At 57.6% G+C, this 23092-nt stretch carries 16 protein-coding genes and 3 pseudogenes; 4 read left to right on the forward strand and 15 right to left on the reverse strand.

What is annotated here, in order from left to right; genetic code table 11:
* Positions 1 to 23: 23 nt before the first annotated feature.
* The 12 genes from ACYZUC_RS09245 to ACYZUC_RS09300 all read right to left on the reverse strand — a co-directional run bounded on the left by ACYZUC_RS09245 (position 24) and on the right by ACYZUC_RS09300 (position 17170).
* Positions 24 to 854: an ABC transporter permease gene (locus ACYZUC_RS09245; protein ID WP_461995247.1), complete on the reverse strand. Its 831-nt coding sequence runs from the start codon at positions 852 to 854 to the stop codon at positions 24 to 26.
* Positions 851 to 1774, reverse strand: coding sequence for an ABC transporter ATP-binding protein (locus ACYZUC_RS09250; protein WP_461995248.1), 924 nt, complete (start codon positions 1772 to 1774; stop codon positions 851 to 853). The genes ACYZUC_RS09245 and ACYZUC_RS09250 overlap by 4 nt, the downstream gene beginning before the upstream one ends.
* Positions 1771 to 3060, reverse strand: coding sequence for a nitrous oxide reductase family maturation protein NosD (locus tag ACYZUC_RS09255; protein WP_461995249.1), 1290 nt, complete (start codon positions 3058 to 3060; stop codon positions 1771 to 1773). Before ACYZUC_RS09255 ends, ACYZUC_RS09250 begins: the two co-directional genes overlap by 4 nt.
* 27 nt (positions 3061 to 3087) lie before the next feature.
* A complete protein-coding gene (gene nosZ, locus ACYZUC_RS09260; protein ID WP_461995251.1) occupies positions 3088 to 5007 on the reverse strand; it encodes a TAT-dependent nitrous-oxide reductase in 1920 nt (639 codons plus the stop codon).
* A gap of 161 nt (positions 5008 to 5168) precedes the next feature.
* Entirely contained in the window at positions 5169 to 7349 is a 2181-nt protein-coding gene (gene nosR, locus ACYZUC_RS09265; RefSeq protein WP_461995252.1) for a transcriptional regulator NosR, read from the reverse strand.
* A 110-nt stretch (positions 7350 to 7459) separates the two neighbouring features.
* Entirely contained in the window at positions 7460 to 8848 is a 1389-nt protein-coding gene (gene hemN, locus ACYZUC_RS09270) for an oxygen-independent coproporphyrinogen III oxidase (RefSeq protein ID WP_461995254.1), read from the reverse strand.
* A 22-nt stretch (positions 8849 to 8870) separates the two neighbouring features.
* A complete protein-coding gene (locus ACYZUC_RS09275; protein WP_461995256.1) occupies positions 8871 to 10217 on the reverse strand; it encodes an oxygen-independent coproporphyrinogen III oxidase in 1347 nt (448 codons plus the stop codon).
* A gap of 109 nt (positions 10218 to 10326) precedes the next feature.
* Positions 10327 to 10770, reverse strand: coding sequence for a CopD family copper resistance protein (locus ACYZUC_RS09280; protein ID WP_461995258.1), 444 nt, complete (start codon positions 10768 to 10770; stop codon positions 10327 to 10329).
* 204 nt (positions 10771 to 10974) lie between these two features.
* Entirely contained in the window at positions 10975 to 12975 is a 2001-nt protein-coding gene (locus tag ACYZUC_RS09285) for a peptidase U32 family protein (protein WP_461995260.1), read from the reverse strand.
* 189 nt (positions 12976 to 13164) lie between these two features.
* The gene (locus tag ACYZUC_RS09290) at positions 13165 to 13791 is read right to left on the reverse strand and encodes a DUF1353 domain-containing protein (RefSeq protein ID WP_461995261.1); all 627 of its coding nucleotides are present in this window, start codon (positions 13789 to 13791) and stop codon (positions 13165 to 13167) included.
* A gap of 26 nt (positions 13792 to 13817) precedes the next feature.
* Positions 13818 to 16151, reverse strand: a complete 2334-nt coding sequence (locus tag ACYZUC_RS09295; protein ID WP_461995263.1) for a hypothetical protein — start codon at positions 16149 to 16151, stop codon at positions 13818 to 13820.
* Positions 16148 to 17170, reverse strand: coding sequence for an NAD(P)/FAD-dependent oxidoreductase (locus tag ACYZUC_RS09300; RefSeq protein WP_461995265.1), 1023 nt, complete (start codon positions 17168 to 17170; stop codon positions 16148 to 16150). Before ACYZUC_RS09300 ends, ACYZUC_RS09295 begins: the two co-directional genes overlap by 4 nt.
* A 345-nt stretch (positions 17171 to 17515) precedes the next feature.
* On the opposite strand from ACYZUC_RS09300, the pseudogene ACYZUC_RS09305 reads away from it, so the two are divergent.
* A pseudogene (locus ACYZUC_RS09305) lies at positions 17516 to 17725 on the forward strand (hypothetical protein).
* A gap of 85 nt (positions 17726 to 17810) precedes the next feature.
* Positions 17811 to 18365 carry a UDP-4-amino-4,6-dideoxy-N-acetyl-beta-L-altrosamine N-acetyltransferase gene (gene pseH / locus ACYZUC_RS09310; RefSeq protein WP_414911579.1) on the forward strand — a complete coding sequence of 185 codons (555 nt, stop codon included), beginning with the start codon at positions 17811 to 17813 and terminating at the stop codon, positions 18363 to 18365.
* A 19-nt stretch (positions 18366 to 18384) separates the two neighbouring features.
* Here pseH and ACYZUC_RS09315 read toward each other — a convergent pair.
* Positions 18385 to 18500: pseudogene (locus ACYZUC_RS09315) on the reverse strand (lysis protein); the annotation flags it as partial.
* 452 nt (positions 18501 to 18952) lie between these two features.
* On the opposite strand from ACYZUC_RS09315, the pseudogene ACYZUC_RS09320 reads away from it, so the two are divergent.
* Positions 18953 to 19111 (forward strand): annotated as a pseudogene (locus tag ACYZUC_RS09320) (integrase); the annotation flags it as partial.
* A 283-nt stretch (positions 19112 to 19394) separates the two neighbouring features.
* Positions 19395 to 20849, forward strand: coding sequence for a tyrosine-type recombinase/integrase (locus ACYZUC_RS09325; RefSeq protein ID WP_461995267.1), 1455 nt, complete (start codon positions 19395 to 19397; stop codon positions 20847 to 20849).
* Between the two features lie 174 nt (positions 20850 to 21023).
* Here the strand turns inward: ACYZUC_RS09325 and ACYZUC_RS09330 are convergent, their stop codons facing one another.
* Complete coding sequence (locus tag ACYZUC_RS09330) at positions 21024 to 22352, reverse strand: sensor histidine kinase (protein ID WP_461995269.1); 1329 nt, start codon at positions 22350 to 22352, stop codon at positions 21024 to 21026.
* Positions 22349 to 23008 carry a response regulator transcription factor gene (locus ACYZUC_RS09335; RefSeq protein WP_046815239.1) on the reverse strand — a complete coding sequence of 220 codons (660 nt, stop codon included), beginning with the start codon at positions 23006 to 23008 and terminating at the stop codon, positions 22349 to 22351. The genes ACYZUC_RS09330 and ACYZUC_RS09335 overlap by 4 nt, the downstream gene beginning before the upstream one ends.
* Between the last annotated feature and the right edge of the window lie 84 nt (positions 23009 to 23092).

The following is a 23092-nucleotide window of genomic DNA, read 5'->3' on the forward strand; positions in this document are numbered from 1 at the left end:
CTCCAAAAAACCAAAGTAAGAATTCAAGTCGCCCGTCGACGGAACAGCAGCCAGGCCGTACCCAACGGCGCCGCCACCCACAACAGCAGGCAAAACCAGAGCATCGAGCCCGGCACAGGCAAATCGCTGCCCAGGGTCAGCACGCCAGCGGTACTGGCGACGGCGTCAAAACCGGAAAGATTGATCAAGCGATAGAGGTCGGCGGGATTGAACAGCAGCAACCAGGGCAGCACTTTCGGGTTGAAGTGCCCTTCGCTGAGCACCAGCAGGGCGAGCAGCGCCAGGTCGAACACCAGCACGAAAAAGAACCACACGCCCAGCGCCAAACCGGCAGCCGTGGATTTCTCGGCCGCGACACTGCTCAGCACATAAGCCAGCCCAAGGAAGCCCCAGCCCAGTAGCGTCGACGACACAATGAATCGTCCGAAGGCCCAGAGCAGCAGGTTCAGTTCGACGTCGTCCACCAGCACGGCGATCGCGAGCATCGCGCAGCCGAAACCGATCAGCGTCGCCAGCGCCAGGATCAACCCGTGGCCAATGAACTTGCCGAGCAGGATGTGCCCGCGCCCCAGCGGATAGGTCAACAACAGCAGCAAGGTGCCGCTTTCGTCCTCGCCGACAATGGCGTCATACGCCAGCATCAAGGCGATCAGCGGCATCAGGAACGTCGCCAGGCTGGCCAGGCTGGCGATGGTCGCGGGCACCGAGGTAAAACCCAACTGACCGGAGGCCGCCGCGCCCAACCAGGCAATACCGGTGGCCAGCACCGCGAACAACAGGCTGATCGCCAACAACCAGCGGTTGCGCAAACCGTCATTGAATTCCTTGCGGGCCATGTTCCAGATCGGGTTCATAGAATCTCTCCACTGTGGGTCGCAGCGGCCCGTCCCATGTAATAGCGGTAGAGGTCTTCCAGGGACGGTGGAGTAATTTCCACGTCAGCCGGCTCATCCTCATTGAGCAACTGACGCAACAGGCCCAGTTTGCTGCCATTGAGCGCGGCCACTTCCAGGCCCTCCACGCCCCAACGTTGAGTGACATGCCCTGCGATGTTCCACGAGGCCTGCAAGGGGCCGGCATGCTTGAGCCCGTTGGCGCGAATCAGCGTCGGCAACCCGGCTTCCTCGCGCAGGCTGCGCAGACTGCCGAGGGCCAGCAGACGCCCTTGGGTCAGGATCGCCGCACGATTGATATGCGCCTCGACCCCCGGCAAAACGTGGGAACAGAGAATGACGCTGGTGCCCTGGCTGCGCAGACGGTCGAGCAACCGATACAGGTCTTGAGTGGCGATGGGATCGAGGCCGACCGTCGGCTCGTCGAGCAGCAACAGGCGCGGCTCGCCGAGCAAGGCTTGCGCCAGCCCGAGGCGCTGGCGCATGCCTTTGGAGTAGGTCTTGACCCGTCGATGCGCCGCCCCTGCCAGGCCAACTTCCTCCAGCAGCCCGTCCACCTGAGCGAACGAGGCCCCTTTGAGTCGCGCGAAATGACGCAAGGTTTCCAGGCCACTCATCTGCGGATAAAACGTCACGTTCTCTGGCAAATAGCCGAGCAGACGCCGGACATTCGGATCACTGGGCAAGCGGCCAAACACCCTGACCTGCCCTTCGCTGGCCTGCAGCAAACCGAGCACCAGTTTCATGCTGGTGGTCTTGCCCGCGCCGTTGTGCCCGAACAAACCCAGCACTTCGCCTTCGGCCAGGCTCAGGCTCAACTGATGCAACACCGTGGTGTGCCCATAACGCTGGCTGACGCCTTCCAGATCGACGACATTCATGTGACGGGCTCCTTGGTCAGGGTGTGCGTGGTGGATTTCATCAACGGATGGCTGTCGAGTACGCCCGGCGATTTCATCACCGGAAACGCCCGTTGCACCCAGCGCAGCAGTTCAATCCCGGGGCTGTTCATCAACAGCCGCACCTGCGGATACAGCCACAGCAGGCGGTCGACGTTGTCGTTGGGTTCGTAGGCGATATCACCCAGGCCATCGTTGTTGCGGTCCCAGCCCAAGTAGTCGCTCCAGTAATTGCCCCGGCCATCCGCCGACCATTCCTGCAAGCGGGTGGCGACGTATTTGACCTGGCGCTGGTTGCCGACAAAGGCGTTGTCGGCGATGCGGTTGTCTTCGGAGCCGGCGGTGAGGTGAATGCCCACGGCGCTGTGCTCGAAGTGGTTGTGTTCGATGCGGTTGAACAGCGAGTTGTAGATGAACAGCGCCTTGCCCTCGGCGCCGCTGATCATGCTGTCGCCGGTCGAGCCGTCGCGCACGTCGGTGACGAAGTTGTCGCGCAAGGTCGAATAGGTGATGTAGTTCATCAGGATGCCGTAGTTCTGATCCTGTTCAGAGCGGTTGCCGATCACCGTGAGCTTGCGGCTTTGCATCAGGGCGTAGCCGGTGCGGGTGCGGCGGGTGATGTTGCCGATCAGCTGGTTGTCGTTGGCGAACATGTAATGCACGCCGTAACGCAGGTCTTCCAGGGTATTGCCTTGCAGCAGGTTGCCGTTGGAGGTGTCGATGTAGATGCCATCGCGGGTGTCGCGCACCTGGTTGCCGATGACCCTGGCGCCATGCACTGCATACAAGTGAATGCCGTTACCGCGATCCTGTGAACGCATCGCCGGATCGCCCTGGATGCGGTTGTCGATCAGGCTCGCATCCTGAGTCCCATCGACCCAGATCCCGAATCCCTGACCTTGCAGTCGATTGCCTTTGATCACCGCGCCACGGGCCTTGGGCTGGAGGAAGACCGCCGCATTCATGGCCGTGAGGTCGTGCCCCCAGTCCAGAAAAGTGCAGCCCTCGATCCCGACGTCCGGGGCGCTGACAATCACCCCGTTGCCCTGCCCTTGCGCCTGAAAAACCGCGCCGGGCTCGCACACAATCTGCATCGGCTGATCGACGCTGAACGAGCCACGGTATTCGCCCGCCGGCAGATGCCAGCGCTGCTCGGCGTCAAGGCGCAACGGCAGCGTGGTAATGGGTTGCACCGCCAACACGCTGCCGGGCATCAGCAGGAGCGCAAGCGCGATCACCTTGATCGGGTTTGCCTTGATGTCGGTCATCGGTCCGCTCCTGTCGATGCTCAACCGTCAGGCCCGCTCGACCTTCATGCGGCCGACCATTTCCATGTGCAGCGCATGGCAGAACCAGCTGCAGTAATACCAATGCAGGCCGGCCTTGTCGGCGGTGAAGGTGATGGACGAGGTTTGCTGCGGGCTGATCTCCATGCTCGCGCCGTGGTTGGTCATGACGAAACCGTGGGACACGTCCTCGATCTGGTCGATGTTGGTGATGGTCACGGTCACTTCGTTGCCCTGCTTGACGGTGAACTCGGTCAAGCCATACGCCGGCGCCATGGAGGTCATGTAGACCCGCACATGGTTGCCGTCGCGGATCACCTTGTTGTCGGTCTCCAGGTTGATGCCATCCTTCTTGGCCAGCTCCACGGTGGCGGCGAAGAACGGGTCGTTACGGTTCCAGATTTTTTGCGTCTTGATCTGATCCCGCCGCGCGAGGATGCAATCGTGCGGTTCGGCAAACGCCGGGCCGTCGTGCACCAGTTTCATTTCTTCGCCGGAAATATCGATCAACTGGTCGTTTTCCGGGTGCAGCGGCCCGGTCGGCAGGAAGCGGTCCTTGGAGAATTTGCACAACACCACCAGCCACTTGCCGTCCGCTTCACTGGTTTCGGTCAGCGACGCGTGGTTGTGGCCGGGCTGGTAATGCACATCGAGTTTTTGCTTGATGTAATTGACCTTCTCGCCCTTGTAGGCACGTATCGCGTCCGCCATGTTCCATTTCACCACCTGGCTGTCGATGAACAGCGTGGTGTAGGCATTGCCGCGACCGTCGAAGGTGGTGTGCAACGGGCCCAGGCCCAGTTCCGGCTCGGCGACGATGACCTCGCGCGGGTCCTTGAATTTATCGGCGAACAGGTCGTCCAGGCGGTCGATGGCGATCATCGATACGGTCGGCGACAGCTTGCCGTTGGCAATGAAGTACTTGCCATCGGATGAGGTGTTGAGGCCGTGGGGGTTCTTCGGCACCGGGATGTAACGGGTGAATTCGGAGTCCTTGCCATCGGTTTTACGACCGTCGACCACCGGCACTTTGGAGTTTTCCAGGGTGATGAACTTGCCGGCCTTGATCGCGGCTTCGATGCGCGGAATGTTGAACACCACGACCCAGTCGCGCTCGTTGCGCATCATGCCGCCGAGGTCGTAGGCCTTCTCCGAGTTGTAGCAGGTGGACGCGGCGTACTTGCCGGTGTAGTCCATGTCGGCGTTGTCCAGATTGCCGTCGACGATCACCTGAAACGCCATTTCCATTTTTTCGGCATCGACGGCGTTGAACATGGTGAAGCTGTTCTTGTCTTGCAGGTCGAAGGTGTGGCCGTCATTGGGGTGCGGAATGACGAACTCGGCGTTGGCGAACACGTACTTGGTGTACGGCACTTTTTGCAGGCGCAGGCCGTGAATGGCTTGCACGTTCGGCACCGTGAGCATCTTGTCGCACTTCATGATGTCCAGGCGGATGCGCGCAATACGGGAGTTGGCCTTGTCGTTGATGAACAGGTACTTGCCGTCGTACTTGCCGTCCGTCATGGAGATGTGCGGGTGATGGCAATCGCCATTCTGGAACTTCGCGCTGTCGCCGAGGATGCGCTTGCTTTCGTTGGTCAGGCCCCAACCGGTGGCCGAGTCGACGTTGAACACCGGAATACGCATCAACTCGCGCATCGACGGCACGCCCAGCACCCGCACTTCGCCCTGATGACCACCGCTCCAGAAGCCGTAGTATTCGTCCAGCTCGCCGGGGCCGACATGGGTTTTCGCCTGCGCATCCTTGACCGCAGCCGCCCATGACTCGCGGCTGAACACCGCCCCGCCCAATGTCGTGGCCCCTGCCAGCACCGCCCCGGTAACGGCGCTGCTGCCGAGAAAACCGCGACGGCTGAGTCCGGTCTGTTCTTCTTCCTGCACCGGTTTTGTGGATTCTGTGTCAGTCATGCTGCGTACTCCTTGAAGGGATAAATCGGTGTGCGGGTAGAACTCGGTCAACGGTAGGAGCGAGCCTGCTCGCGATGGACTCAAGAGCGCCGCGTTTAGCCAGTCATTACGCGTCAACGTTAGCGACCATCGCGAGCAGGCTCGCTCCTACAAGGGGCGCGTCATTCAGGCGCCGTCACTTCCACGACAGGTATCAGTTGCGCCGCCACGGGTGCGGGTTTGCCGCGCTTCTTGCGCTTGTTGATCAGCGGCGGGCATTTGTGTTCGTTGTGGTAAGTCATCTGGCAATCGAGGCAGTAGTGGCACTCGTTGGCATTGATCCGCCCATCCGGGTGAATCGCCTGGATCTCGCATTCTTTGGCGCACAACTGGCAGGGGTTGCCGCATTCCTTGCGGCGCTTGAGCCAGTCGAACAGGCGCAGCTTGGTCGGGATCGCCAACGCGGCACCCAACGGGCAGATGTAGCGGCAATAGACTTTGCGCGTGAAGATGTTGATGACCAGCAGCGCCACCGCGTAAAGGACAAACCACCATTGGCGGTCGAACCTGAGGGTGATGGCGGTCTTGAACGGTTCCACTTCGGCGAACAGTTCGGCAGTGGACATGGATTCCAGGGAGATACCGAACAGCAGCAGCAAAATGATGTACTTGATCGCCCACAACCGCTCATGCACCGCGAAGGGCAATTCGTACTGAGGAATTTTCAGCTTGCGCGCGGCTTCGTTGATCAGTTCTTGCAAGGCACCGAACGGGCACAACCAGCCGCAGAACACCCCACGCCCCCACAACAGAACGCTCGCGGCGGTGAACACCCACAGCATGAAAATCAGCGGATCGGTGAGAAACAGCTCCCAGCGAAAGTGCTCGAACAACGCATGGACAAAGGTCAGGACGTTGACCACCGACAGTTGCCCCAGGGCATACCAACCGAGGAACACCACAGTGAAGATCAGGTAACCGCGACGCAGCCAGTGCAGGAAATGCGGGCGGCGGGTGAACTTGTCCTGCAGGAACAGGATCGCGGTCAGCAGCAACAACGCGGTGGCGAGTACACCGACCTGGAAGTGTTTCTGATACCAGATCGTCAGCCACATCGGCCGGCTGGCTTCCTCGATGGCGGCCAGTTCTTCGGCACTCGGTGCGGGGCGCTCAAGGTATTGCTCGGGCAATTGATAAGACAGTTCGAAGCTGCTGAACATGCCGCTGACCGGACCGGTCTGACGCCGTACCAGCAACTCCAGGGACCAGGGCGATCCCGGATCGAAACCCGCCTGCTTGCGCACAATGAACACCGACATCTCATTGAACTCGGGCATGCCCTTGGCGAATACGTCGGAGAGGCGCTGATGGTCCATGTCGCGAAAGCTGATGACATTGCCGAACTGGCGCAATTGCACCCGGTCGAAAATCCCGCCGCGCACGTAACCCGAACCTTTATACGAATACAAGCCGCGTCCCAATACAGCAATGGCTTGCTCGCCAGGCTTGAGGTCTTGCATGAGGACACGGTATTGAATGTCACCCAGCAGCGCGCGGCCAATGGTCGGCGGGTTCAGGTCGGCGGTGTACAACTCGATAAAGGTGTCATCGACCTGGTCAGGCGCGGCCGTGTCGACGCCTTCGGCCTCGGTGCCCTTGAAGGCTGCATCGACCTGTCCACGGGTCAGGTTCAAGCGGCGGATGGCGCCGTTTCCGCTCAGTTGCTCCCAGGTGGCAGGCTCGAAAAAGTCCTGGCGCACGGTGGCGGGCTTGCTCGCCACTGCCCCCTTGTCTTCGATCAGCTTGAGCGATACGGCCACTTCATGGGCGGCCCGCATGATGACTTCATTGACCACCATGGCGGTGACGGTTGCGCCGGCGATGGCATCTACGGTGACCGCACTCGGGTCACTGGAATGGCCGACAACCACTCGCCGGCTGACCTTGATCCCTTTGTAGCGGGCACTGAAACCGTGGAGTTTTTCTTCGGGGATGCCGATCAGCAGAATCGGCTCATGGTGTTCCAGGACGTAGGCATCCTGAATCACACCGGCGGTGTCGAGAATCACCTGGGTATTGATCGGTTTGCCCGAGTAGGCCGGAATGTCCACCACGTCCAGGCTCTGGAAGACATAACCGATGACCTTGCCGGCCGCTGATATCGTCCGCACCTTGAACGGGCCTTCCGGTGTGGAAACCGAATCGGTTTGCGGGAAGACCTTCTCGATGCGCTGCTGCTCGATGTCGCCGTATGACTTGGCCTGGACCACCGCGAACATCGCGAGTATCAGCAAGACCATCACCACCAGACCAACGCTCCAGATGCGCAGGTTGCCAGGTATCGAAGGCGAAGAAGTTGTCATGAGCGGGCTGATTTCAAAGGGTCTGCGGCCATGTTAGGGAGCGTTGTGCGCCCTGCCCTTGATTGAAATCAACTTGCTGAAAATCCCCGTGCCAGAGCGTTCCGCCCCTCTCAAACAGTGCGGGAAAACTGGCCTTTTTGCTGATCGCCCAAGTAGGCATCAAACGCCATCGCGGCGCTGCGCATCATCAAATGCCCTTGCGGCAACAGCACCAGCTCGTCACGGTGAATCTGCAAGAGTCCGTCGCGAACGTGCTCGCCAAGTTGGGCCAATGACTCGGCAAAATACTCGGTGAAGCAGATCGCGTGACGCGCTTCGAACTTGGCGAAATCGATCCGGCCATGACACATCAGGTCGCTGATCACTTCGCGGCGCAACAGGTCGTCAGCGCTCAGGCGATAACCCCGATGCACCGGCAACAGACCTTGATCGATGCGCGCGTAGTACTGCGAAAGCTCCTTGACGCTCTGGCTGTAGCTGTCGCCGACCTTGCCGATCGAAGACACCCCGAGGCCGATCAAGTCGCAGTCCGCATGGGTCGAGTACCCCTGGAAATTGCGTTGCAGCGTGCCATGGGCGCGGGCCAGTGCCAGCTCGTCATCCGGCAAGGCGAAGTGATCCATGCCGATGTAGACATAACCGGCCTCGGTCAAACGGCGAATGGTCAGTTCGAGCAACTCCAGCTTGCGCTTCGGCGGTGGCATGTCCTCTGGGCGAATCAGCCGTTGCGCGCGCACCAGCTCCGGCAGATGCGCATAGCTGTAGGCAGCAATCCGGTCCGGGCGCAGGGCAATAATCTTGGCGAGGGTGACGTCGAAACTCTGCACCGTTTGCAGGGGCAGGCCGTAAATCAGATCGACGCTGATCGACTTGAATTGCGCCTCGCGCGCCGCCGCGACCAGCGCATAAATCTGCGCTTCACTTTGCTGGCGATTGACCGCCGCCTGGACGTCGGGATCGAAGTCCTGCACGCCAAAGCTCAGTCGATTGAAGCCCAATTGGCGCAGCGAGTGGATCTGTTCGCTGCTGATGGTGCGCGGGTCGACCTCGATGGAAAACTCATGGTCGTCGCTGTCGTCCATGTCGAATGCCTGGTGCAGGCAGTCCATCAGGTCGGCCAGTTGTTCCTGGGTCAAATACGTCGGTGTGCCCCCGCCCAGATGCAGCTGCGTAAGCTTGCGCGTGCTGTCGAACAGCGCGGCCTGCATGGCGATTTCACGCTTGAGGTACGTCAGGTATTCGACGGCACGATGAGTCTTTTGGGTAATGATTTTGTTGCAGGCGCAGTAGTAACAAAGGCTTTTGCAGAATGGAATGTGGATGTACACCGACAACGGTTTCGGCACAGCGGCCAGGTTGCTATCGTGGGCGGCACGCTGATAGTCGTCGACGGCAAACGCCTGATGAAACTGCGGGGCCGTCGGGTAAGAGGTGTAGCGCGGCCCGGGGCGGTCATATTTTTCGACCAGGGCACGATTGAAATCGAATGAAGGCTTCATGATCAATCAACTCGCAGGTGGGTTAATGTTTTGCACAGTCCACCTCCTTTTCAAAAAGGCTGCAGATGGCATCCACTTCCTGCCGGCCGGCGGGAAGGATGCTGATGAAACGCTCTGACAATTCAATCAAACCGTCACGACTCAATTGCTCCAGCAACGGCCAGACGGATGAGAAATACATGGGGAACACCAGCCCATAGCGCCGCTCGATGGCACGGATATCCAGCTCCTGATCACACGCCAGTCGCTCCATGACCATTTGCCTGATCTGCTCCCCCGCCTCGAAACGCCAGCCACGCGCTGTCGGCAGCTGGTCGTTGTCCAGCTGACGCTGATAGCGCCCAATGACATCGGTATTTTGCGTGTACAAATCGTCGATCCGGCTGATGGCGCCCACACCGAACCCGATGTGATCGCAATAGCCGTGACGGGTGAAACCATCGCAGGTGCGGCTCAAGCGGCCCCGCTCCTGAGCGATCGCCAGGTCATCATCGGGCCGGACAAACTGCCCCATGCCGATGTAGTGATACCCCGCTGCCAGCAATTGCTCGAAGCAGATCTGACGCATCGCGCCTTTGTCGTCCTGGCTGCACAACGCCCTGGCCGTTTCACCGAGCACAGGCCGATAGCGGCGTGGTGGTCGTGCGTAGTCGAACACCATCAGGCGGTCGGGCTCCAGCTCGATAATCGTCGTCAGCTTCAGCGCAAAACTGTCCGGCGTTTGCCAGGCATGGCCAAACCCCAGATCGACATTGATGGATCGATAACCAAACGTGCGCGCGGCATCGATGAGTGAATGGATCGGCGCCGGATTCTGGTAACAAGCCACGGACATCTCGCACTCGGTGTCGATGTCCGGAACGCCGATGCTGACGTGATTGAATCCCTGATCGCGCAGCACGCCCATGGTCGACCAATCGGTGTGATGCAAATCCACTTCAACGCTGTAGTCGCCAGACTCATGCGCCAGAAAGTTGAACCGGCGACGCAAATGCCCCATCAGTCGCTGAATATGGGCGATGGTGGGCGTTCCGCCTCCCAGGTGAAATTGCTCGACCCGTTGCTCTGGATGGGTGTGGCAACCGACCAGGTCGATCTCGTGTTCCAGACGCCGCAGGTAGTGCTCGATGGCGCCCTGCTCGCCGCAGGCATCAGCAAGGGTGCAAAAGGATGGCTTGAGGCTGGAAGGCAGGCGCACGTTCAGGGAGAGCGGCCGGCGTTTCTGGCGACTGGTGCGCAAGGCTCGAAGCAAATCCAGAGAGCCGATGCCGTTGTGAAACTTTTGCGTATCGGCATGGCAGTTGGGGTCGAGTACGCCTTGATCGCATCGAGCGACAAGCTCGCCGGGGTTGTGAAAGAAATCGAGCATGACGAGTCTCCCAGACTGGCTGCGGATCTTCAGTGTCCGGGATCGGCAATCATCGCTCCTTGATTTGTATCAAGCCGCCAGCCAAGTGCTTGCAGAGGCCGACCATCGGTCACCACGCCAGGTAAAACATGCCTTTGGCCAGCAAGACGATGGCGACCATATGGCAGAACAGACTGCCGTGGATGAATTGCAGATAACGAGCGTTCATGCGCCCGCTTTTGAACAGAATCATGGCAACCAGAAAATGCAGGAGCACGCTCACGGCAACGACGATTTTCACCATCAGCAGCGTGCCGAACGAGGACGCCAGCGGCGTGGCAAGAGCGGGCAAGTAGCGCTGCCAGACCATGCCGATTCCCGCACCGAACAACACCAGCAACACCCACGGCATCAGCGTCCGGGCTCGACGACCGATCCCCTGCTCGACCAGCATCATCACCCTGTCGGGAAGTTGCTTGCGGATGCTTTCCAGAAACAGGACTTCGAAGAACACCGTGCCGATGAAGATCAGCGCGGCGAACAGGTGCAATGTCAGAAAAACGGGATAGACCATGAGAGGGATGGCTCTGATGACTCAGCGAGAGGAACATCAATCCCATTGTGTCGCCAGTGCCGGCGAGCTTCGGCCCAATGGGAACTCGCGCGTTCATCCGCAAGGGCGCGCGAGTGTTGCTTCGCAGAATACAGAGCTGCCCGCCCCATCCGTTTGACACCGATCAAGAAACGTCCCTGTCCCTGATGCGGGCTAGCCCACCTTTCAGTGGGGCGCGCGAGGAATCGTCTTGAGCAGATCTTCAGGACTGATGTAACCGACGACCGGCTCCGCGACGCTGCCCGGTAGTGGCAGGTCAAGGATGTGGCCCTTGATCTTGCCGATCACGTGCATTTCGCAAGGTTTGCAGTCGAACTTCAACGTCAGCACCTCGTCACCGTGAACCAGTTGCATCGGCGCGACCTTGGTGCGAACGCCGGTGACGCCTTTGGCCTGTTTGGGGCAGAGGTTGAAGGAGAAACGCAGGCAGTGCTTGGTGATCATCACCGGCACTTCTCCGGTTTCCTCGTGGGCCTCGAAGGCTGCATCGATCAGCTTGACGCCGTGACGGTGATAGAAGTCGCGAGCCTTTTGGTTGTAGACGTTGGCCAGGAACGACAGGTGCGACTCCGGGTACACCGGCGGCGGGTTTGTCTCGGCCTTGCGACCACCCCGAGGGTGGGCCAGCAGACGGGCCGCAGTCAGCGCTTCGATCACTTCCCGACGCAGCGCCTTGAGCTGCGAGTTGGGGATGAAGAATGCCTGGGGTGCTTCCAGCTTGATGCCGGTGGCGTGGTAGTCGGTGGTGCCCAGTTGACCGAGCAGATCACGCAGTTGGTCCAGGGCCTGCTCCGGCTTGTTGGCCAGACCGAACGGGCCGTCCAGAGACACGCTGGCACTGACGCCCTCCTCGCTGGTGGCGGTGAGTTGCAGGCGCTGCTCGTCCAGCTGTGCGACCCAGGCCAGACCGATACGACGTTCAGCGGAAGTCTTCTGCAAGGCTTGCTGCCAGTTATGGTCCAGGTTGCGGCTCAGTGGATGGTTGGGCCGCAGCTTGTACATCCCGTCCGGCATCTCGTTGGGCTCGACACGGTAGCGATAACGCTTCTCGCCCTCTTCGAGGAACTCACCCTTGGGCTCGGCAATGTTGGCGCGAAAACCCACCACTTCGCGCTTGATCTGCACGTTGAGACCGTCGCCGTTGGACAGCGGCTCAGAGGTCACCACCTGCAAATCACGCTTGCCCACCTTCTCCACTACGCCCACCGGCAAGCCGGTGAAAGTCGGTGAGTCGAAGGCACCGATGTCGACTTTGCGGTCGGTGACAAAGTAGTCGGTGCTGCCACGGTGGAAGGTCTTGTCCGGGTCAGGTACGAAGAAATGCGCGGTGCGGCCACTGGACGCACGGGCCAGGTCCGGGCGATCTTCAAGAACGTCGTCCAGGCGCTGGCGGTAGTAGGCCGTGATGTTCTTCACGTAGCCCATGTCCTTGTAGCGCCCTTCGATCTTGAATGAGCGAACGCCGGCTTCCACCAACGCGCGAATGTTGGCGCTCTGGTTGTTGTCCTTCATCGACAGCAGGTGTTTTTCGTAGGCGACGACGCGGCCCTGGTCGTCCTTGAGGGTGTACGGCAAACGACAGGCCTGTGAACAGTCGCCACGGTTGGCGCTGCGACCGTTCTGTGCGTGAGAGATGTTGCACTGGCCGGAGAACGCCACACACAACGCGCCATGGATGAAGAATTCGATGGCCGCATCGGTCTCGTCGGCGATGGCGCGAATCTCTTGCAGATTCAGCTCGCGGGCCAGTACCAGTTGGGAGAAGCCCGCCTGGTCAAGAAACTTCGCCCGTGCCAGGGTGCGGATGTCGGTCTGGGTGCTGGCGTGCAACTCGATCGGCGGGATATCCAGCTCCATCACGCCAAGGTCCTGGACGATCAACGCATCGACCCCGGCATCGTAGAGCTGATGGATCAGCTTGCGGGCTGGCTCCAGCTCATTGTCATGCAGGATGGTGTTGATAGTCGTGAACACCCGGGCGTGGTAGCGCCGGGCGAACTCCACCAGTCCGGCGATCTCACTCACTTCGTTACAGGCATTGTGGCGGGCGCCGAAGCTCGGGCCACCGATATAAATGGCGTCGGCACCATGCAGGATCGCCTCGCGAGCGATGCTCACGTCACGGGCAGGGCTGAGCAGTTCCAGGTGATGTTTGGGCAAGGACATATTTTTTATCTGGTTTGTCACGGTCGAGGCACGCATTGTAGCGGGCAAATGTTTGACCGGCATCCGAAGGGTTGATATCACCTACCCGTAACAAGACGAAAGGCGCTTCTGGGCCACAAAAACAACAGCATCGCCCATCACGACTCGGGCGCTGATCTCGGGCATCAGATTGAAGCTGCGCGTCAGCCACTATTTGAATTTTATTGTCATCAGCAACTCCCCAGGAGGCGTTTGTTCAGGAATGCCCAGCAGATTGAAAGCTACGGGTTCATTACATATACCCTTCTCCCAGAGCCGTTTCGCTATGGGCGAACTGACGGCTGCAACCACCGACTCAAAAACAAAGTAATTTCGAACCTCAGGACTTACCTCCATCACCGCCTTCAAACCCTCTGCCAGGACGATGTGCGTATTTTTGAACGAGTAATCCTTGTACCCGGGGTAACCACACTCATGAGCCACGAAAAGCCAATCGTGAATGATATAAGCGGGGGCGTACCCCCAAGGGGAATAACCATTGACGCCCCATAGAAATCGAGGAATTGACCCCCCATCGGTATACATGGGGCCAGGGCGGATTACTTCACCATTAGAACGTGTAAATCGAAACGGATCATCCTTGCTTGGAACAAATAGAAAATAGTCATTCTTGATCCAGCGCACATCCAAAGCGCCTTCAAACCTTCCCTCATCGGTTTCGCGATACGATATCGGAGCGCAGGCTTGCAACGTGAGAACAAGAAACACAAGAATTAGAAAACGCATATTAAGTCCTCCTTGAAAGACGAAAAAATTGCCATTAAAGATGGCAAACATCGCACCTCCACGTTACTTCAACTCTTCTAAAACGTGATCGCTCTGCCTGAATCACGATCCCAAAGCAAAAACCTGATGGAAGACACGGCAACCAGGAGTCTCTTCGGATCATTTGTATGTTGCGGTGATTTACCACCGTCAGCAAAGCCAAAAAAATAGCCACCACCGGACATGTCTCTGACCTTGGCTTCAGAGGCGGAATAATCATTCAGAAGCGATGCGGGCAAGATTTCTTCAGTCTTCAGATCAGACCACCGCTCATAGGATCGGAAAACCACAAGCCAGTGACTTGACTTCGAAACCTTGGCGCCTGGACCGTCTAATTTCTCGATAATAAGAGCGAATGCACGCATTCGGTGCTGCATTTCTGACCGACCGACAGCACGCAACTTATCGAAACATATGCTGTTGGACAGAGCATTGGTGACATAGTCAGCTCTCATGATGTCGGAAAAGTTGACCATCACGTTCAATCCGCCCGCCACTAAAAATGGTCCATGCTCCCCGTCCCAACCAGGAGTTGGTTGCCCATTTATCGCACCCGGGCTATCTGGATGCAGGCCGAGTTCCTCATCTGTCAAAGGGATCGCTGTCGGCGTTTTAGTTCGGTTAAATGTGCGCGATGCATCTGGCGATGCGGCAGCCCACATACCGTTGGCGGCAGCACATAACTTTGCGTCTTCAACAAACGGCGAGCCCAAACCGGCGGTGTGATAATAAGGTGCCGAAAAAACACTGTCTCTGCCGTAGGTGACGTCCCAACCAGGTGCAAAGACATTCGAAGCACCATCCGACAAGGCAGTCGGCACATCGACCACTCGCTCCGTGTGGGCCATACCCTCCCTGCGTGGTGGTCTGCTGACAGCAGTAACGATAGTGTCATCTGAAGTAAAAATCGGTGCCCCTGTATCAGGGTCAGTCATCCGTGCATTTGCGCCCAACCGCCCTTCGCACAATGCAGACGGACCACCTTCCTCAAAATTACTTGAGAACTTTTTGAGTTCCAGGTTTCCAACATATGGGAAAAAATCAGGAGCCGTAATAACTGAAAAAGCAGGTGTCACGTCGTACTTGTGATCGTTACTGCTATACATGGCAGCCACATAACCATCGCAAATATCATCAAGGTAAAGGGCTATATCATAGCGACCTGCATCAAGCATCGACTCAAACGCTGTCGCACCAGGAATGGTGATATTTATATCATTCACGATGCCAGCGTCATCTATCAGCTGATGACGCATATTAATGAATTCAGAACAGTTGCGCGGTGAAAGGAACGGCCGTTCGTTTGCCGCCACGACTCCGATGATGGCAGCAGAAATATAGTCGAGGCCTGCGCTGAATAATTTCTGCCCAACACGAAGTGTCGAGTACCTCCTGTTCTCGATATAGGCTTCGATCCCGGGTCCCTTCGGAGGCACCTCAGTTGCACCAAGTTGATCCTGACCGCCACCGGCCTCCATCGACACCATGACCTCTCGCACAAGTGGTTGAGGTTCTGCGCAGACTGTAAGGGTTGCACCTTTCAATTCCGCATTGATCATTAACCCGTGGTTGCGACTTGTGCGCGTATAGGGAGGTTGGCCAAGGTCCGCATCCTTGATGTTCGGTAGTTTTCCGACGGAAAAAAGACGACGCAGTCGATCAGTGAAGTGGAAAGCAGAAAACTCAACAGTCTCACAGGTAAAGGTGTCCAGTCTCAAACCTGGAAAAAGCTTAACGATTGGAACAAGGAATTGGCGGCTCGCATCGCCAAACTGTGAACTACCTAAATAACACCCCTCAAGATCACTACCCTCTACACGTTCGCAAAGGAAGGCAGCATAGCGGGCAGGCATGACACGCACTTCGTGTGATACATCGGTATCGTGCCGATAGTTGCGTATCGCGGGGTCGTAAAGTGCCGGCGCATTTCCGACACGAGCTATACCAGTGCGACTGAAAACAAGGTCTGCATGCATGCGATGCGGTGTTCCAGCGGCTTCCCGATACTCATAGGCGAAGACGGCCGCCACCCATTTGCGCCGTTGTTGATCAGAAACTTCAACCAGGCTGTAGATGTAGTTTTCGACCAGATCCAGATCTTCCTGTGTTGGATAGTCGCTTTGTTTCAAACCTGATGGTTGAACCGCAGGGCTCGCCAGACAGTGATAAAGCAAACTCCTCGCAGGATCACCTGGTTGAATAAGAGCTGCTTTATCCGTACTGAAATCATGAAAGCCAAGGACTGTACGATCCACGGTGAGTTCGGCTGAAAACTCTGTTTGCGCGTTGACACCATGCGCGCCAAGAACCGTTTTCCAACGGGTGGCCAGCAACTTTACCAGCAGATTACGAACATCTTGTTCAAGCGTCATATGACCACTCCAAAGGTAGTTGCCACTCTTGAAGCAAAGCCTATGGGGTCGTCCCGGCCCGATGCGCTCTGATAGAACGCATTGAGCCGTTGGCAGTCGCCCAGGAACCACCCCGTTATCATTGCGCAGTAATCTTCCAGAGCCTCGGTTGAGTTTCGCCCGAGGTAAACACTCACCGCGTTCGCGGCAGCCATCCCCGAGACCAGGGCTCGATATACCCCCCGAGAAGCCGCAGGATCGAGCTTGCAAGCCGCGTCACCCGTTAGTACAAATCGGGGCGAGGCCAATTGATCGGCAATGCGCCAAGTGCTGTCGGCCCTGAGGAAGCCCAAACGCGATGTATGAACTTTACGGCGCTCTTCAAAGGTCATCTCACACTCGACGTGTCGACCCGATCCAATATTGGATGTCCACCGCCACCCTTGCGAGCCAAGGTGAAAAGACGGATTCATATCATCATCGACCGAGTCGCTATAGCGGTACGCGACCTCAAGAGGGTTACTCAAACGCAGCGCTTCAATGCCAGTTTTCTTGCTAAGCCAATTGGCTGAACCCGTACTGTCAATGACAACTCGAGATGTCAATTGACCGCATGTTGAGTTAACTGTGACTAACCCTGCATCGCACAAATCAATTGATCTTGCAGATGCAGGCCGAAAAAGACGAACGCCAGCCCTGGCCGCCGCGGCCAACAACGCCTCGTCCAATTCGATCCGATGCACATGAATGCCACTTTGTTCGAAACCGAAATGATTCAGCCTTTGAGCGTTGTCATCCGTAAATTTGATCGTGTCGTGAGTTGCTTTCGGGAGCTGAGAAAAAGCTTCACTTCCGAGCAATTGAGAAATGAGAAGAGCTGTACCTGGCGCAAGGGATTCTCCAGGTCGGAACCGAGGACCTCCAGAAACTTCGATCACCGCCGTGGACAACCCAAGCTCCGCAGCACGAATCGCTGCCGAAGAGCCTGCTGGCCCACCACCCACCACGATCAAATCAAAGTCCGCCCCAGCACTCTCCATGCCTCTATCTCCGTGATTCGCTTCCCGGCTCGGGCGGTAGATCGATTTGCATGCCTTGGTAATCCGCCGATTTGTGATTCGGAGGGAGGCTACATGACGTTAGCCAATGGCCATCACTCTGTCCAATTTCCGCCCCCCTCACCATGTCGAGGCAACCGGCAGCCTGATGTGCAAGGGAAACACGGTGGTTTTGGACGATCTCAAAACCGGCGCATCCCCCAACAAGAATCAATAACTTAGCGTTGTATATTCCCACAGCACTTCCCCTTCTCCGGCATCCTGCCGAACAAATCCCAATTCAATTTTTTGACTGCCAAGCCCTCCTCTTCCACGGAGGAATCGCCCTTGCCAAGTTCAGACCTGATCCCTTCCCTACTCTACAAGATCAACGAAAACCAACTGCCCCTTGAGACCGCCATCCTGGAACTGTCCAACCAAGTCGAGTAGTGAGGAGCTGCCGATGTCGCCGACAATGTGCGCGGCGCCCTGGATACGATCGACAAGAATGAGGAATTCATCAAGTTGACGCTTGCGGTACCGAAGGCTCCGGAGTGACTCTGCAAACCAAGTCGCTTGAAAAGGTATTTTCTCTATGAAGCTGTTAGCCTTTTAAGTTTTCTGGTCCCCGCGAGGTAATCCGGTGCAGTTTATTCCTTTAGTTGACGCCAGCCCCTCTGTTCAAGCACATGTGCGCACTCTCCGAAACCAGGAGGATGTCCGAAATAACATGTACACCTCCCACGAAATCACCGAAGAGGAGCACGAGGATTGGTTGCGTTCTTTGAAAGGAAACAAGCGCCAAGCGGTGTTCGTGGCCATGAGGAATGAGCAGTCCATCGGTGTCGTTTCACTCAACGCCATAAATGCAGTTCAACAAACAGCCGATTGGGCGTTCTATCTAGACACTGAGCATCAAGGAAAAGGCATAGGAAGCATTGTAGAGTTTTGGATGCTTGACTATGCATTCAATGACGCATGCCTGGAAAAGCTCAATTGCGAGGTATTGGAAACTAATTCTGCCGTAATAAAAATGCACCAGAAGTTTGGCTTTGAACTTGAAGGAGTTAGACGCAAGAACATTCTGAAAAACGGAAGCCGAATTGACGTGGTACTGCTCGGCATTACCAAAGAAGAATGGAAAAACAAGCGTCCAACGCTTGAGCCGCTGATCTTGCGTCTACGTAAGCAGGAATGACAATCGTGGGAGTTCGACTTCACCGCGAGACCTCCCTTACGTAGGCCTGGCAGGCCATTAGCGCTCACTGGCGTCGGTGATGGCGATAATTCGTTGAGCATGCGCTGGGGCAAGCCTGGCTCGCGTTCCTCCGTGGCACCGACTGGCTCCGTCGAAGTTGTGCGTGACGAAAACGGGTATTGATGGCACCCGGACATTCCAGAATTCGACGAGGATATCGAAGCCTATAAAGCCCGGCTTTTTGACACTGAAGACAGCCCGTATGTGCAGTGGGCTCGGCGCGAGGTTTCGCCATGATCGCCCTCGCCTGGTTCGCCTACATGTACTGCTACAAGGATCAGCGACCAAGAAGTAAGCCCACCCTGACCAGTTGCGGCCACTCAGCATTTCTCTGAAACAGCTGGCAGGGCGAACTACTGGACCTTATTCGAGCAGGCCTTCCTCGTATATCAGCTATTCCCTGATACCCACCGCCAGCGTCCCCGTCGAATTCGTCCGACTGCAAGCCAAAACCTTACGACTCACATTCTGCCGGTGAATGGCGGGCGAGGAATTCTATTGCCATGCCAAACCCTGTAACCAATGCAGCACTGTCGCTCCACCTGTACAAGAAAGCCGGAAAAGATGGGCAAAAAATTGCGGGGCATGCGAGCGAGGGTATGACCAGAAACTACCAGCGAGACCACGAGGGAATCGTCTGGGCTGAGGCAATTCCGGACCTAAATATTAGCGAAATCACCGGGTAGTTTTGCGCCAGTTTTGCGCAGGCACAAAAAAGCCGATCCATCTGATCGGCTTAACTGTCTGATTTTACTCAGGAAATATGGTCGGGACGGAGTGATTCGAACACTCGACCCCTAGCACCCCATCTCCTTTTTCATACTTCTTGAAAGCTTCCAAAATTTTACTCTGGATTTTTATAAGCTAGTATTTACTTGAGCTCCAGCGGTGTTCTGCTCTACGAGAGTCCAGTAACGTCCATCAAGAGCCGACGTTTTTGTGGGGGTAAAAGTAGGGGGAGTCCGTTTCATGGCCAAAATCACCATCAAAGAACTCGAGTCGCTGACTCCCAACGATGCCGGCCGAATCCTCCGGGAGGATGGCAATCTCGCCGGTCGAATCTCAGTGCGTAAGGACGGCGTGTCAGTCAGCTTTTTCTATCGTTATCGCTGGGGCGACCAAAATAAAGAGTACGCCTGCGGAACCTGGCCGCGCAAATCCCTGACGGACATTCGCAAGGCGCGTAACCAGGCCCGAGCGCTGATCGATGAGCAGATCAATCCCAACGAGCAAAAGAAAACCGCCAAGGCACAGGCATACGCGGCAGCCAACGTAGAGGCCGAACAAGTAAAAACGACGAAGGTGCAAACGCTGACCCTCCAGGATCTGGCCAAGGCTTGGCTGTTGGATGGCGTGGCGCGTAAAGACGGCAATGCCGAGTTACAACGACGTTTTAACAAAGACCTTTTACCAGCACTTGGCAAGACCGCGGTGAACAATGTTTCCGAACAGGAGGTTCGGGCGCTGATCCGCACCGTGGTCAACCGCGGCGCTCACCGCCAAGCCATCAGTTTCTTCGCCGACCTCACTCAGATGTTCAACTGGGCCAGAAAACGTCAGCCCTGGCGGGCCTTATTGATCGAGGGCGATCCGACGGAACTGGTCGACATCTCTCCATTGATCCCTGCCGACTACGAAGCCGAAAGAAGCCGGACCCTTTCGCCAGCGGAGCTGTTGGAATTGCACAACCGCTTCCAGCAAATGACCGCCGATTACAACGCCCTGCCCGCCGGGCAAAAATACGACGGCATACGGCCGCTAAAGAAAGAAACCCAACTCGCGCTCTGGATCAGCCTGGGCACCTTGTGCCGGATTGGCGAGTTGCTGCGGGCCGAATGGAAAAATGTCGATCTGGACCGGCAGACGTGGTTCCTCCCCAGTGAAAACGTCAAAGGCACCCGGGGCAAGAAACAGGACCACCATGTCTTCCTCTCCCCCTTCGCCCTGCATTTCTTTCAGGAACTCAAGACCTTGACGGGAGATTCCCAGTGGTGCTTTCCGAACAAGCAGGATGATGGGCATGTGGACGTGAAAGTGGTGAGCAAACAGGTGGGCGATCGCCAGGCCCGGTTCAAAAACCGTAAGGCCCTTTCACGACGGCGTCACGACGACACCCTGGTCCTTGCCGACGGCCAGAACGGTGACTGGACACCGCATGACCTACGCCGCACCGGCGCGACCATGATGCAGGCCTTGGGGGTCAGCCTGGACGTCATCGATCGCTGTCAAAACCATGTGCTGGCTGGCTCCCGGGTGAGGCGTCACTACCTGCATCACGATTATGCCGAAGAGAAGAAACGCGCCTGGAATCTATTGGGCGATCGACTCAGTGCCGTGCTGTCCTCAACCTACGAGCATCCACCGATCGAGTCGATGATGTCTTTCCCAGCGTACGCATTGACAGAGGCACGGCCATCTTCATAGGCCGAACATACCATGGCCCGAAGATTCGGAAACCGCAGTGGACGCAGTGATTTGCGTCCACTGGCGTCAGTAATCCGTGACTAAGCTGCTGCCTGTGGACGCGCCGAACTTAACTTCGTTCGTTATTCCCGACGCTGAGAAAGAGCCAAGTGGAGCCGGACGACCTGGTTGGAACTAGGCAAGCGGTAACCAGACGCACACTTCGAAACCCTCCTGTCGACCTGTTGCAGGGGAAACCAATTTCATCCTCGCGTTGACCCCCTGCACGATGGTTTTAGTAATCGCCAACCCCAGCCCTGAACCACTGATTTCACTGTGACCGCGCACAAAGCGCTCTGTCAGATGCTGCAATACCGACTGCGGCACCGCCGGGCCGCTATTGACCACCCGCAGTTGTGCCTGTTCGGTGAGGCTGACTTCGATCGGTTGATCCGCTGCGCCGTACTTCAGCGCATTCTCGATCAGGTTGCGCAACAGGATGCCAAAGGCGTCCGGATCAATGCTCGAGTACACGCTGGCTTGGCCGGGCAAATGCAACTCAATGCGCTGACCGCTGCGTTGGTTCCACTCGTCGACCCCATGGGCCAGCAATGGAATCAGGTCCTGAGGTGTTTCGGACAACAGCCCACCGCCCTCGGCCTTGGCCAGTTGCATGAGCTTCTCCGAAAGCCGCGCCAACTCGCGCAACGCGTTTTCGATCTTCGCCGCTCGTACCCGCAACGGGCCTTCGGGCGCCTCGTGGTGTAACCGCTGGATCTGCGCCAGGGTCGCGGCCAGCGGCGTGCGCAGTTCATGGGCGCTGTTGGCGGTAAAACTGCGCTCGGCTTCCAGGGCCTTGCGCAAGCGCTCCAGCAGGTGGTTGACCGCCTCGGCCAACGGATCGATTTCTGCCGGCAGGCGGGCCACCTTGATCGGCGACAAGTCACCCACGCCACGCGCCTCGACCGCACGACGATACGCCAACACACTGCGCAGGCTGATCCGCACGAACAACCAGGTGCCCAACAGGCTGACGGGAATCAGCGCCAACAGCGGCAACAACAAGGCAAGCAAAGCTTCGCGGGCGGCTTCACGGCGATGTTCCAGAGGTTCGGCGATTTCGATGAACACCGTCTCACGCAGCGCACTGGCGCCATACAGACGGTATTTTTTAGTGGTTGAAAAGCCTTCGGCCGGTTGTTGGTTGAAGATCTTCGGGTTGGCGTCGTGGGACTGCATCAGGATTTCGCCCTTGGCATCGCGTACCAGATACGTCAGGTATTCCTTGTGCATTTTCAGGGTGGCGACATGTTGTGGCTCACTGGGGGTTTCCCGGTTGCTGATCTCCAGCACGGCCAAAGGCAGGATGCGCTGCGCGGTCTCTTCCAGCGCGCTGTCGAACGCTTCGTTCAATTCATGTTGCACCACCAGCCAGGCACCGACGGTCGCCGCCAGCCACAGTAAGGTCGTGCCCAACGTCAATCCCAGGCCGAGACGTTTTTGCAGGCTTGACGACGGCTTCATGCGGACATCAACCGATAGCCCATGCCGCGCACGGTTTCAATCAGGTCGCGCCCGAGTTTTTTACGCAGACGGCTAATATAGACCTCGATGGTATTGCTCTCGATTTCGGCGCCGAAGGCATACAGCCGTTCTTCTAGCTGCGACTTGGACAGCAGCGCGCTGGGGCGTTGCACAAACGCCTCGAACAGCGCCCATTCCCGCGCCGTGAGATCCACCGTCGCGCCGGCTCGCTGCACCGTACGGGCACTCATGTCAACCTGCAAATCACCGAGCTTGATCTGCGGATTGGGGTTGCCGCTATAACGCCGGGCCACCGCCGCCACACGGGCCGAGAGCTCAAACAGGTCGAACGGTTTGACCAGGTAGTCGTCGGCGCCCGCGTTGAGGCCAGCGATGCGATCGGAAATCTGATCCTGGGCGGTCAGGATAATCACCGGGGTCACGTCCCCTGCCGAGCGTTGCTGACGCAAAAAATCCAGCCCGCGACCGTCCGGGAGCATCAGGTCCAGCAGGATCAGGTCATAAGGCGTGGTGCGCACGCTGTTGCGCGCATGGTCCAGACGCTGCACCCAATCGACTGCATGGCCGTCATCGGCGATTTGTTCGCGCACCGCTTCCCCCAAGCCTGGTGCGTCCTCGACCAATAAAACCCGCATCTGGCACCTCCTGTGTTGGTTGTCGTGCAGCACCTTAATCGCCTTACCTGACGTGAATCTGAAGATTCAGCTGATTGTCAGGAA

This window comes from Pseudomonas sp. GT1P32 (assembly GCF_054897805.1).